We start from the raw sequence: 11,745 nt of genomic DNA, 5'->3' as shown, positions 1-11,745 counted from the left end.
TAAAATTTAGAAATTATGTTACAACCAAAAAGAACCAAATTCCGTAGAGTTCACAAGATGAAGATGAAGGGGAATGCCCAAAGAGGTAGTCAACTTGCTTACGGAACTTTTGGGATCAAAGCAACGGAAGGAGCTTGGATCACTGCAAGACAGATTGAAGCGGCTCGTATCGCTGCGACAAGATATATGAAGAGAGAAGGTCAACTATGGATCAAAATCTTCCCAGATAAGCCAATTACTAAAAAACCAGCGGAAGTACGTATGGGTAAAGGTAAGGGTGCTGTTGAATATTGGGTAGCTGTAGTAAAACCAGGTAAGATTATGTTCGAAATCGGAGGTGTACCTTACGATATCGCTAAGGAAGCTTTAAGACTTGCTGCACAAAAATTACCAGTAGTTACTAAATTCATCGTTGCTAACGATTTTGTTAAACCTCTATAATCTTTGAATACAATGAAAAATGCTGATATTAAAAATTTAAGCGCGGGTGATATTCAAGCTCAATTAACTGAAGCAAAAGCTCAATATTCTAAATTGAAATTGGCTCATGCAATCAGCCCAATTGAAAACCCGATTCAAATCAGAGATTTGAGAAAGACAATCGCAAGACTAAACACTGAGTTAACTAACAAACAATAATTTCATTTTACAATGGATAGAAATTTAAGAAAAGAAAGAATCGGAGTGGTTTCCAGCAATAAAATGGAAAAAACTATTGTTGTTAGTGAAACTACAAGAGTAAAGCACCCGATGTACGGTAAATTCGTTCTAAAAACGAAAAAATATACTGCACACGACGAGAACAACGAATGCACAGAAGGTGATACAGTTCTTATCCAAGAAACTAGACCTTTGAGCAAGAGCAAGAGATGGAGATTAGTAAGAATCATTGAAAAAGCTAAGTAATAATGTTACAAACAGAATCAAGATTAAAAGTTGCTGATAACACAGGTGCTAAAGAAGTACTAGTTATTAGAGTTCTGGGAGGAACCAGAAGAAGATATGCTTCAGTTGGTGATAAAATCGTTGTTACTATCAAGGATTCTACACCATCAGGAAACGCTAAAAAAGGTCAGGTATCTAAAGCTGTAGTAGTAAGAACTAAAAAAGCAGTAAGAAGAAAAGATGGTTCATACATCAAATTCGACGACAATGCTTGTGTATTACTAAACGCAGCGGGAGAAATGAGAGGAACGCGTGTTTTCGGACCAGTTGCTCGTGAGTTGAGAGACAAAGAATATATGAAAATCATTTCATTAGCTCCTGAAGTACTTTAATTTTAAAAATTTTTAAAAGAAATGTCAAAGTTAAAAATAAAAAGAGGAGATAACGTAATCATTACTACTGGTAAGAAAGATATCAAAGGTAAGACTGGTGAAGTTATTGAAGTGATTAAGAAAGAAGGTAGAGACCCAAGAGTAATCGTTGCTGGACTTAACATCATCAAAAAACACGTTAAGCCTTCAGCTTCTAATCCTCAAGGAGGAATTACTGAAAAGGAAGCTTCTATTCATATCTCAAACGTAGCTTTAGTTGGTAAAGACGGAAAAGCTATCAAAATCGGTTACAAAATCGAAGGAGATAAGAAAGTAAGAATTAACAAAAAAACGGGTGAAACTTTATAATTTGAATTAACATGGAATTTATAGCAAGACCCAAAAAAATATACAAAGAAACAATTGTTCCTGCAATGATGGAAGAATTCGGGTACAAGTCAATCATGCAAGTACCTAGATTAGAGAAAATCGTTGTATCACAAGGTTTAGGAGACGCTACTGCAGATAAGAAAATTATCGATTATGCTGTAGAAGAACTTTCAAACATCACAGGTCAGAAAGCAGTAGGTACGATCTCTAAGAAAGACGAAGCTGCATTCAAACTAAGAAAAGGTATGCCTGTAGGTGCGAAAGTAACTTTGAGAGCTCAAAGAATGTATGAGTTCTTAGACAGACTTACTTCTTCTGCTTTACCACGTATCAGAGATTTCTCTGGTATCAAAGCAGATGGTTTCGATGGTAGAGGTAACTACAACTTAGGTATTACTGAGCAAATTATCTTCCCTGAAATCGTAATTGACAAAGTGAAAAAAATCCAAGGGATGGACATCACTTTCGTTACTACTGCGAAAACAGATAAAGAAGCTAAAGCATTATTAACTCACTTCGGTTTACCATTTAAAAAGAACTAAGAAATGGCTAAAGAATCAATGAAAGCGCGTGAGCGCAAAAGAGAAGCACTAGTTGCTAAATACGCTGCTAAAAGACAAGCTCTTAAAGAAGCAGGTGATTACGAAGGACTTCAAAAATTGCCTAAAAATGCTTCTCCTGTAAGATTACACAACAGATGTAAACTAACAGGTAGACCAAGAGGATACATGAGAACGTTCGGTATTTCCAGAGTAACTTTCAGAGAAATGGCAAACAACGGTCTTATCCCAGGTGTAAGAAAAGCTAGTTGGTAATAATTACTAATTAAAAATCGGGACAATTAAGTTGTCAAGATACTAAAGAATAAAAATATCAGACCGAAGATTTCTGACGTCTGATATTTTAATCTTCAAGTCTTTTCAATACTGATTGTTCTTTAACCAATAATTTATAAAAGAAAAATGGTAACAGATCCAATTTCAGATTTCCTAACAAGAGTAAGGAACGCACAAAGCGCAGGCCACAAAGTGGTGGAAATTCCTGCATCGAAAATCAAAAAGGAGATTACTAAGATCCTATTTGATCAAGGGTATATCTTAAACTTCAAGTTTGAAGATAACGCTGTTCAAGGAGTGATCAAAATCGCTTTAAAGTACGATAAGCAAACCAACAAACCTGCTATTAAGTCTATTCAAAGAGCTTCTAGACCAGGTTTGAGACAGTACAAAGGTTCTACTGAACTTCCAAGAGTACTAAACGGTTTGGGTATTTCTATCATCTCTACTTCTAAAGGAGTAATGACTGACAAGAAAGCTAGAGAAGAGAAAGTAGGCGGTGAAGTAATCTGCTATGTTTATTAATTTTTAATCAGAGGAAAATGTCAAGAATTGGTAAAGCAATTATAACAATTCCAGCTGGAGTTACAATCACTGAAAACAACGGTGTAGTAACTGTAAAAGGAGCAAAAGGAGAACTTTCTCAGGAGCTTACAGCAGGAATTACTTTAGAACAAAAAGATGGTGAACTTAACGTAAACAGACCATCTGATTCTAAACAACACAAAGCACTTCACGGTTTGTACAGAGCGTTAATCGCGAACATGATCGTAGGTGTAAATGAAGGTTTCGAAAAGAAACTAGAACTAGTAGGGGTAGGATACAGAGCTTCTCACGCAGGTCAAAAACTTGAGTTAGCTTTAGGATTCTCTCACGGTATCGTATTAGAACTTCCAAGTGAAGTAAAAGTTGATACATTGACTGAAAAAGGTAAAAACCCAATTATTACTTTAACGTCTCACGACAAGCAACTTCTAGGAATGGTTACTGCAAAGATCCGTTCTTTCAGAAAGCCTGAGCCATACAAAGGAAAAGGTGTGAAATTCGTAGGAGAAATTGTTAGACGTAAAGCTGGTAAATCTGCTTAATAAATTATAAGTATTATGGCATTAAGTAAATTAGAAAAAAGAATAAGAATCAAAAGAAGAGTAAGAGGGAAAATCTCTGGATCTTCTGAATTGCCAAGATTATCTGTATATAAAAGTAATAAGGAAATTTACGCTCAGTTAATCGACGATAAAAATGGTAAAACTTTAGCATCAGCTTCTTCTAGAGAAAAAGGTGTAGACGCTAAAGGTACTAAGACTGAAGTTTCTGCTGCTGTTGGTAAAGCTATCGCTGCTAAAGCTATCGCTGCAGGAATCGAAAGTATTGTATTTGACAGAAACGGATTCGTATACCACGGTAGAGTAAAAGCTCTAGCTGATGGTGCAAGAGAAGGTGGACTTAAATTCTAATCATTAAATTTCGGAAAATATGTTAGGACTAGATAATATAGAAAGAGTAAAACCGGGAGGATTAGAATTAAAAGATCGTCTCGTAGCTGTTAACAGAGTAACAAAAGTAACAAAAGGAGGTAGAGCTTTCGGATTTTCTGCTATTGTTGTAGTAGGTAACGAAGAAGGTGTTATTGGTTTCGGTTTAGGAAAATCTAAAGAGGTTGCTTCTGCAATTGCTAAAGCAGTTGAAGACGCTAAGAAAAACCTAGTTAAAGTTCCTGTAATGAACCACACTATCCCTCACCAAACTACTGCTAGATACGGTGGTGCAGATATCTTCTTAAGACCTGCTTCTCACGGTACAGGACTTATCGCCGGTGGTGCGGTAAGAGCGGTATTGGAATCTGCTGGTATTCACGATATCCTTTCAAAATCTAAAGGATCTTCTAACCCTCACAACGTAGTGAAAGCTACTTTCAAAGCGTTATTAGACATCAGAAGACCTGAAGAAATCGCTAGAATGAGAGGAGTTTCTCTAAGTAAAGTGTTTAACGGTTAATATATAAAACAATGGCAACAATTAAAGTAAAGCAAGTAAGAAGCGCTATTGGTAGAACAAAAACCCAAAAGAGAACGCTTGAAGCATTAGGATTAAAAAAACTTCACCAAGTTGTAGAACATGAAGCTACTCCTTCTATCTTAGGAATGATCGCTGCTGTAGGACACTTACTTGAAGTTCAAAAATAATTTTATAAAAGAGAAATTAAAATGAATTTAAATAACATACAACCTGCTGCAGGATCTACTTTCAACTCAAAAAGAATTGGTAGAGGTCAAGGTAGCGGAAAAGGAGGTACTTCAACAAAAGGACACAAAGGTCAGAAAGCTAGAGCTGGTTATTCTCAAAAAATCGGTTTCGAAGGTGGACAGATGCCTTTACAAAGAAGATTACCTAAATTCGGATTCAAAAACGTAAATAGAAAAGAGTTTAGAGGAGTTAACCTTGATACTATTCAAACTTTAATCGAGAACAAATCCATCACTGGAGAAATCACGAAAGAAGTTTTAGTAGCAAACGGGATAGTTTCTAAAAACGAATTAGTGAAAATTATGGGTAGAGGAGAATTGAAATCTGCGGTTTCAATCTCTGCTGACAAATTCACTAAGTCTGCTGAAGAGCTTATTGCTAAAGCAGGTGGAAAAGCAATTACCTTATAATACTTACTAATGAAAGAATTTATACAAACACTTAAAAATATATGGAGCCTAAAGGAATTAAGAGATAAAATTCTCTTTACGTTAGGTATTATCCTTGTGTATAGATTCGCATCTTATATCTCGCTTCCTGCAATTAACCTTGCAGAGGTGGGAGATCTCTTAGAGCATTATAAAAATCAAGGCGGTAACAAGCAAGGAGCAGGTCTCCTTGGCTTGCTTTCGTCGTTTACGGGGGGAGCTTTCAGCCACGCTTCCGTAATGGCGTTGGGTATCATGCCTTATATTTCTGCTTCTATTATTGTTCAGTTGATGGGAATGGCTATTCCTTATCTTCAGAAGCTTCAGAAAGATGGAGAGTCAGGTAGAAATACATTGAACCAAATTACAAGATGGTTAACGATTGGAGTTTGTCTGGTACAGGCACCTTCTTACTTAACTTCTATTACTCAATTATTCTTACCGTATGCTCAGTTCCAGTCTGCATACTTTGTAGAGCCAAATTCTATCATGTTCTGGTTGCCAAGTATTGTTATCTTGGTTGCTGGTTCAGTATTCGCAATGTGGTTAGGTGAAAAAATCACCGACAAAGGTATCGGAAACGGTATCTCTATCCTTATTATGGTGGGGATTCTTTCAAGATTACCAGAAGCATTCGTTCAGGAGATGGCCGTGCAGAATGGAAAAGGAGGAATGGGATCTATCATGATCCTTATTGAAGTATTATTCTGGATGGTGGTTGTTCTTTTAGCAGTGATCTTATCAGTTGCTGTCAGAAAAATCCCAATTCAGTATGTAAGCAGAGCTCAAGCAAGAGGAGGTGTAAACAGAAATCTTATGCAGGGAGCAAGACAATGGATTCCATTGAAAGTAAATGCTGCTGGTGTAATGCCGATTATCTTTGCTCAGGCATTGATGTTCGTACCAGGATTATTAACAAAATTCGATGAGTCTAATACTTTTCTTGCAGGTTTCAAGAATGTTTTTAGCTGGCAATACAATGTATTGTTTGCACTATTAATTATTATCTTCTCGTTTTTCTATACTGCAATTACAATTCCGGTAAACCAAATGGCTGATGATTTGAAGAGAAATGGAGGTTTAGTACCGAAAGTAAGACCAGGAAAAGAGACAGCTGATTATTTAGATGATATTTTATCAAAAATTACCTTGCCAGGTGCAATATTTTTGTCTATCTTTGCAATCCTTCCGGCAATTGTGCATGGAACCTTTGTTCAGACAGATGCGTTTGCCCTATTTTTCGGGGGAACGTCACTATTAATTATGGTGGGTGTAATTTTAGATACAGTTCAACAGATTAATACATATCTGCTGAACCATCATTATGATGGCTTAATGCAGTCTAAATTATCAAGAACGACTGGATATTAATTTATGGCAAAACAAAAACATATTGAACAAGACGGCGTTATAACGGAAGCACTTTCGAACGCTCAGTTCCGTGTAGAACTAGAAAATGGGCATATTCTTATCGCTCATATTTCTGGTAAAATGAGAATGCATTATATTAAACTTTTACCTGGTGATAAGGTAAAACTAGAAATGTCTCCTTATGACTTATCAAAAGGGAGAATCACATTTAGATATTAAACAAACGCCAAATGGAATCCTCGGATCTCCATTTGGCTCTTGTTAAAAAATAAATACTATCAAAATGAAAGTAAGAGCATCAATTAAAAAAAGAAGCGCTGATTGCAAAATCGTACGCAGAAAAGGTGTACTGTTCGTAATCAACAAGAAGAACCCAAAATTTAAACAAAGACAAGGTTAATTAAATTATGGCGAGAATTGCAGGTATTGATTTACCAAAAAACAAAAGAGGAGTTATCGGTTTAACTTACATTTATGGTGTTGGAAGAAGTACTTCTTCTGAAATCCTTAAAGCTGCCGGTATCAGCGAAGACAAAAAAGTCAACGAATGGAATGACGATGAATTGGCTGCAATCAGAACTTATATCTTAGACAACGTAAAAGTTGAAGGAGAATTAAGATCTGAAGTGCAATTGAACATTAAGAGATTAATGGACATAGGATGCCAACGAGGAATACGTCACAGACTTGGATTACCTTTAAGAGGCCAGAGAACGAAAAACAACTCTAGAACCAGAAAAGGAAAGAGAAAAACTGTTGCTAACAAGAAAAAAGCTAGTAAATAATCGTTAGGAATTATGGCAAAACAAACTAAAGTAGTTAAGAAGAGAAAAGTAAAAGTTGAAGCTATTGGAGAAGCACATATTCAAGCTTCTTTCAATAACATCATCATTTCTTTAACAAATAAAAACGGAGAGGTTATCTCTTGGGCTTCTGCCGGTAAAATGGGATTCAGAGGTTCTAAAAAGAATACTCCATTTGCTGCTCAGATGGCAGCTGAAAATTGCTCTGCTGTAGCTCACGAAGCTGGTTTAAGAAGAGTAAAGGTGTTTGTGAAAGGTCCAGGTGCAGGTAGAGAATCTGCTATCAGATCTATTCACAATTCAGGAATTGAAGTTAGCGAGATCGTTGATGTGACTCCAATGCCACACAACGGATGTAGACCACCAAAAAGAAGAAGAGTTTAATTTTTAGAATTTACCCATTATGGCAAGATATATTGGACCTAAAACTAAGATTGCTAGAAAGTTTGGTGCTGCAATCTACGGAGATGATAAAAACTTCGAAAAGAGAAAAAACCAACCGCCAGGACAACACGGTCCTAACAAAAGAAGAGGTGCTAAAAAATCAGAATATGCAGTTCAGTTAGCTGAAAAACAAAAAGCTAAATATACTTACGGTATTTTAGAAAGACAGTTTGCTAACTTATTTGAAAAAGCACACAGAAGCAAAGGTGTAACAGGGGAAGTTCTATTACAACTTTGTGAATCAAGATTGGATAACGTAGTTTACAGATTAGGTTTTGCTAAAACTAGATCTGGTGCTAGACAATTAGTTTCTCACAGACACATTACTGTGAACGGAGAGATTCTTAATATCCCTTCTTACTTGGTAAAAGCTGGTGATGTAATCGCCGTAAGAGAAAAGTCTAAGTCTCTTGATGTTGTTACCAATGCATTGGCTTCTAAGTCAAACTATGAGTGGTTACAATTCAACGATGAGAAGAAAGAAGGTACCTTCATTTCTGCTCCTGAAAGAATCCAAATTCCGGAGGACATTAAGGAGAACCTTATCGTCGAACTTTACTCTAAATAATTTTTTAATCAAATTTTTGCTCAACCCAATAATATGGCAATTTTACAATTCATAAAACCCGATAAAGTAATTTTACTTAACTCTGATGAATTTAAAGGTCAATTTGAATTCAGACCTTTAGAACCAGGTTTCGGGCTTACAATCGGTAATGCTTTGAGAAGAGTGTTGCTTTCTTCTCTGGAAGGATACGCTATTTCATCTATCAAAATAGAAGGTGTAGAGCACGAATTTTCAACTATTCCAGGAGTAATCGAAGACGTTACCGAAATTATTCTTAACCTTAAGCAGGTAAGATTAAAAGCTGCAGCAGAAGGCCAGGCTAACGAGCAGGTTGTTGCTAAAGTTTCAGGTCAAACGGTTATTACTGCTGGTGATTTAGGTAAATCTGTCAATGGATTTGAGGTTTTAAACCCAGATCTAGTGATTTGCAACCTAAACAGTGATGTAACTTTCGAAATTACTTTCAATATTGAAAAAGGAAGAGGGTATGTTCCTTCTGAACAAAATAAGTCAAACAATGCTCCTGTAGGAACTATTGCTATCGACTCTATTTTCACGCCGATCAAGAAAGTACAATACAGCATTGAAAATTATCGTGTAGAGCAAAAAACAGACTACGAAAAACTTGTATTAGATATAGAAACTGATGGGTCTATAAGCCCTCAGAATGCTTTAACTGAAGCTTCAAAGATATTAATTTATCACTTCATGCTATTCTCTGATGAGAGAATCACACTTGAAACTGAAGCTGTAAAAGCATCTATCCAATACGATGAAGAAACTCTTCACACAAGACAACTTCTTAAGTCTAAATTAGCAGATATGGATCTTTCAGTAAGAGCCCTTAACTGTCTTAAAGCAGCTGAAGTAGAAACTCTTGGAGAACTGGTTTCTTACAGTAAGTCTGATTTGATGAAATTCAGAAATTTTGGTAAAAAATCTTTGACAGAACTAGAAGAATTAGTGCATTCAAAAGGTCTTAACTTCGGTTTCGACGTTGCAAAATATAAGTTAGACGCTGATAAATAATTAATAATGAGACACGGTAAAAAATTCAATCACTTAGGAAGAACAGCTTCTCACAGAAGTGCTTTACTTTCTAATATGGCTTGTTCTCTAATTGAGCATAAAAGAATCAACACTACTGTAGCTAAAGCTAAAGCTTTAAGAGTATATGTTGAGCCTCTATTAACAAAAGCAAAAGAAGATACTACACACAACAGAAGAGTAGTATTCTCTTACCTTCAAAATAAATTTGCGGTTGCTGAATTATTCAGAACTGTAGCTCCTAAAATCGCTGAAAGAAACGGTGGTTATACAAGAATCATTAAGACAGGTTTCAGACCAGGTGATGCTGCTGATATGGCTCTTATCGAATTAGTAGATTTCAACGAGCTTTACAACCCTAATGCTGAAGAGAAAAAAGCTACAAGAAGAAGCAGAAGATCTACACCAGCTAAAGCAGCAGTTGTTGCTGATGCTCCTGTAGTAGAAGAAAAAGTAGAAGAAGCTAAAGCTGATACTACTGAAGAAAAAACTGAAGAATAGTAATATTCATTTAGATATTAAAAAAAAAAAACCATCCGAAATACGGATGGTTTTTTTTATTTCGTTAACGTTTAATTAATATATTTAGAATAACTTTGAGGGTTTAAAAAAATCTTGATCATGGTCATCTTAAAAGATAAGTTAGGAAAAACAATTTCCGGGGAGAGCATTAGCTTTATAGAGACTCCCAATAAAGAGGGAATTATTATTCCGGAATACATTATCATTCATTTTACTGCAGGACGGGGAGCTGAAAATTCGATAAACTGGTTTAAAGATCCTACAGCAAAAGCTTCAGCACATATTATTATAGATAGTGATGGCAGGATTACCCAAATGGTAGAATTCAATAAAAAAGCCTGGCATGCGGGAAGAAGCCGATGGGCAGACCGTTCAGGGTTCAATGATTTTTCTATCGGTATTGAGCTCGAAAATCCGGGAAGGCTTACTAAAGTAAATGAAAGATTTTATGCATGGTTTGAAAAAGAATATTCAAAAGATGTAGTGGTAACCGCCAAGCATAAACATGAAGATGAGACTTCCTATTGGCATAGTTTTACAGAAAAACAGCTGGAAACATGTTTTCAGGTTTGCAAATTGCTGATGGAAACTTACAATATCAAAAATATTCTGGGGCATGATGATATTGCTCCTTTCAAAAAAAATGATCCGGGACCTGCATTTCCTATGGACAATTTCAGAGCGAAATTGTTAGGGAGAGAAGACGATACTGCGGATATGTATAAAGTGAATGCTGAATATGCCAATGTAAGAAATGGTGCAGGAACAGAATTCGAAGTTGTAGTAGAGCTTAAAAAAGATACCCAAGTTGAGTTTATTAAAAGTAAACTGGGGTGGTTCTATGTATATGTTTTATTTAAGCCAGGGAAAGATGGCGAGCCAATATATGGCTGGATCAATAGTGATTTGTTGAAAAAGATATAATATTTATAAAAATAAAATGTCCCACTAGGCTTTGGGACATTTTTTATTTTAAATCTTTGTTCTTTTTAGTTCGATAATATTATTACCCTGTTCAAGGTGAAGACTGTCTCCTTTTACCCTTGCAGTCATATCATCTTTCTTGTAAATTGTTTCATCACCTTTTGTTTCTGTCTTAGGCAATGTAAATGTTTTTTTATTGCTTGTAATGGCTACTGTATTTTCTTTAGGATCATTTTTGAATACCACTTTTACTAAAGTTCCATCTGTGGCTTTATAAACAAAATCTGTCTTTTCAGTTTTCTTCCCGTTGATGTCTACCGTTGAAGAACTTTCTGTCACAGAATCTATTTTCCCGTTATTGTCTGTCACTACAGTTGTTGAGCTGTCTGTTTTGATAACGCTTTTGTTTCCGCTTTCACTTTTTTTACAGCTCACAGCTGTTAATGTAAGTACAGCACCAAGTGCTAAAAGACCTTTTTTCATGATTATATTATTTGATATTTATTATGATTCTTATTCTTTAATTTTTACAAAAATCATGCCTGACAAGATGAGAAATTTCTGTCAATATTGAAATATAATTCTCTTCTTTTTCTGCTTAAATAAAGTAATTTCCTGTGAACAGAATTTTCAACTTGATTGAGATTATTTTCTTTTAAATTGAAATCCTTTAAGTATTTGTTCCTCAAAATGAATTTTTCTGCATGTAAAGCTGATTTTTTAAATAACAGATTGTCATTTATTTATCGTTTGTTTCATTATGTTGTTATTAATTTAAATTAATATGCATTTGGAATGAAAAATTGATTAAATTTAATAGAAATAAAAAGAATAAACCATAATTATAAACTCGATTGCCAATATTACACAAAGGTGTAATTGATTTCAATTTGTTTTCTGTTGAAATTT

General features: G+C 35.3%; 23 protein-coding genes. 22 read left to right on the top strand and 1 reads right to left on the bottom strand.

What is annotated here, in order from left to right; all coding sequences use genetic code 11:
* Positions 1-15 precede the first annotated feature (15 nt).
* The 22 genes from rplP (at position 16) to ACM6F9_RS11760 (ending at position 10,836) form a co-directional block, all read left to right on the top strand.
* Positions 16-441 (top strand): 50S ribosomal protein L16, encoded by a 426-nt coding sequence (gene rplP, locus ACM6F9_RS11865; protein WP_029297776.1) that lies wholly within the window; start codon positions 16-18, stop codon positions 439-441.
* 12 nt (positions 442-453) lie between these two features.
* On the top strand, positions 454-639 hold the full coding sequence (gene rpmC / locus ACM6F9_RS11860) for a 50S ribosomal protein L29 (protein WP_034694678.1): 186 nt from the start codon (positions 454-456) through the stop codon (positions 637-639).
* Between the two features lie 12 nt (positions 640-651).
* Positions 652-906 (top strand): 30S ribosomal protein S17, encoded by a 255-nt coding sequence (rpsQ, locus tag ACM6F9_RS11855; protein ID WP_027371715.1) that lies wholly within the window; start codon positions 652-654, stop codon positions 904-906.
* Between the two features lie 2 nt (positions 907-908).
* Positions 909-1,277 carry a 50S ribosomal protein L14 gene (gene rplN / locus ACM6F9_RS11850; protein WP_002983226.1) on the top strand — a complete coding sequence of 123 codons (369 nt, stop codon included), beginning with the start codon at positions 909-911 and terminating at the stop codon, positions 1,275-1,277.
* Positions 1,278-1,298: 21 nt separating this feature from the next.
* Positions 1,299-1,625, top strand: coding sequence for a 50S ribosomal protein L24 (gene rplX / locus ACM6F9_RS11845; RefSeq protein WP_034694681.1), 327 nt, complete (start codon positions 1,299-1,301; stop codon positions 1,623-1,625).
* Between the two features lie 11 nt (positions 1,626-1,636).
* Positions 1,637-2,188, top strand: a complete 552-nt coding sequence (rplE, locus tag ACM6F9_RS11840) for a 50S ribosomal protein L5 (RefSeq protein ID WP_414845914.1) — start codon at positions 1,637-1,639, stop codon at positions 2,186-2,188.
* A 3-nt stretch (positions 2,189-2,191) separates the two neighbouring features.
* Positions 2,192-2,461: a 30S ribosomal protein S14 gene (gene rpsN / locus ACM6F9_RS11835; protein ID WP_002983233.1), complete on the top strand. Its 270-nt coding sequence runs from the start codon at positions 2,192-2,194 to the stop codon at positions 2,459-2,461.
* A gap of 147 nt (positions 2,462-2,608) precedes the next feature.
* On the top strand, positions 2,609-3,007 hold the full coding sequence (gene rpsH / locus ACM6F9_RS11830) for a 30S ribosomal protein S8 (protein ID WP_047376575.1): 399 nt from the start codon (positions 2,609-2,611) through the stop codon (positions 3,005-3,007).
* A 17-nt stretch (positions 3,008-3,024) separates the two neighbouring features.
* Positions 3,025-3,570 (top strand): 50S ribosomal protein L6, encoded by a 546-nt coding sequence (gene rplF / locus ACM6F9_RS11825; protein WP_121486287.1) that lies wholly within the window; start codon positions 3,025-3,027, stop codon positions 3,568-3,570.
* A gap of 15 nt (positions 3,571-3,585) precedes the next feature.
* A complete protein-coding gene (gene rplR, locus ACM6F9_RS11820) occupies positions 3,586-3,939 on the top strand; it encodes a 50S ribosomal protein L18 (protein ID WP_034694689.1) in 354 nt (117 codons plus the stop codon).
* A gap of 19 nt (positions 3,940-3,958) precedes the next feature.
* The gene (gene rpsE, locus ACM6F9_RS11815; RefSeq protein WP_042721505.1) at positions 3,959-4,480 is read left to right on the top strand and encodes a 30S ribosomal protein S5; all 522 of its coding nucleotides are present in this window, start codon (positions 3,959-3,961) and stop codon (positions 4,478-4,480) included.
* An 11-nt stretch (positions 4,481-4,491) separates the two neighbouring features.
* Complete coding sequence (gene rpmD, locus ACM6F9_RS11810) at positions 4,492-4,668, top strand: 50S ribosomal protein L30 (protein WP_027371710.1); 177 nt, start codon at positions 4,492-4,494, stop codon at positions 4,666-4,668.
* A 21-nt stretch (positions 4,669-4,689) separates the two neighbouring features.
* A complete protein-coding gene (rplO, locus tag ACM6F9_RS11805) occupies positions 4,690-5,139 on the top strand; it encodes a 50S ribosomal protein L15 (protein ID WP_047096813.1) in 450 nt (149 codons plus the stop codon).
* A 9-nt stretch (positions 5,140-5,148) separates the two neighbouring features.
* The gene (gene secY, locus ACM6F9_RS11800) at positions 5,149-6,528 is read left to right on the top strand and encodes a preprotein translocase subunit SecY (protein ID WP_089692682.1); all 1,380 of its coding nucleotides are present in this window, start codon (positions 5,149-5,151) and stop codon (positions 6,526-6,528) included.
* 3 nt (positions 6,529-6,531) lie between these two features.
* The gene (gene infA / locus ACM6F9_RS11795; protein WP_027381317.1) at positions 6,532-6,747 is read left to right on the top strand and encodes a translation initiation factor IF-1; all 216 of its coding nucleotides are present in this window, start codon (positions 6,532-6,534) and stop codon (positions 6,745-6,747) included.
* 64 nt (positions 6,748-6,811) lie between these two features.
* Complete coding sequence (gene rpmJ / locus ACM6F9_RS11790) at positions 6,812-6,928, top strand: 50S ribosomal protein L36 (RefSeq protein WP_007839480.1); 117 nt, start codon at positions 6,812-6,814, stop codon at positions 6,926-6,928.
* Positions 6,929-6,935: 7 nt separating this feature from the next.
* Positions 6,936-7,313, top strand: coding sequence for a 30S ribosomal protein S13 (gene rpsM, locus ACM6F9_RS11785; protein WP_068940272.1), 378 nt, complete (start codon positions 6,936-6,938; stop codon positions 7,311-7,313).
* A 12-nt stretch (positions 7,314-7,325) separates the two neighbouring features.
* Positions 7,326-7,715, top strand: a complete 390-nt coding sequence (gene rpsK / locus ACM6F9_RS11780) for a 30S ribosomal protein S11 (protein ID WP_034694697.1) — start codon at positions 7,326-7,328, stop codon at positions 7,713-7,715.
* 19 nt (positions 7,716-7,734) lie between these two features.
* The gene (gene rpsD, locus ACM6F9_RS11775) at positions 7,735-8,343 is read left to right on the top strand and encodes a 30S ribosomal protein S4 (RefSeq protein WP_105702142.1); all 609 of its coding nucleotides are present in this window, start codon (positions 7,735-7,737) and stop codon (positions 8,341-8,343) included.
* A 33-nt stretch (positions 8,344-8,376) separates the two neighbouring features.
* Positions 8,377-9,372, top strand: a complete 996-nt coding sequence (locus ACM6F9_RS11770; protein WP_105702141.1) for a DNA-directed RNA polymerase subunit alpha — start codon at positions 8,377-8,379, stop codon at positions 9,370-9,372.
* Between the two features lie 6 nt (positions 9,373-9,378).
* Positions 9,379-9,891 carry a 50S ribosomal protein L17 gene (rplQ, locus tag ACM6F9_RS11765; RefSeq protein WP_105702140.1) on the top strand — a complete coding sequence of 171 codons (513 nt, stop codon included), beginning with the start codon at positions 9,379-9,381 and terminating at the stop codon, positions 9,889-9,891.
* Between the two features lie 120 nt (positions 9,892-10,011).
* Positions 10,012-10,836, top strand: a complete 825-nt coding sequence (locus ACM6F9_RS11760; protein ID WP_414845913.1) for an N-acetylmuramoyl-L-alanine amidase — start codon at positions 10,012-10,014, stop codon at positions 10,834-10,836.
* Positions 10,837-10,884: 48 nt separating this feature from the next.
* On the opposite strand, the gene ACM6F9_RS11755 is transcribed toward ACM6F9_RS11760, so the two are convergent.
* Entirely contained in the window at positions 10,885-11,319 is a 435-nt protein-coding gene (locus ACM6F9_RS11755; RefSeq protein ID WP_414845912.1) for a hypothetical protein, read from the bottom strand.
* Positions 11,320-11,745 lie beyond the last annotated feature (426 nt).

The organism is Chryseobacterium sp. IT-36CA2 (assembly GCF_949767875.1).
GTDB lineage: Bacteria > Bacteroidota > Bacteroidia > Flavobacteriales > Weeksellaceae > Chryseobacterium.
This window is presented reverse-complemented; position numbering and strand designations above follow the sequence as displayed.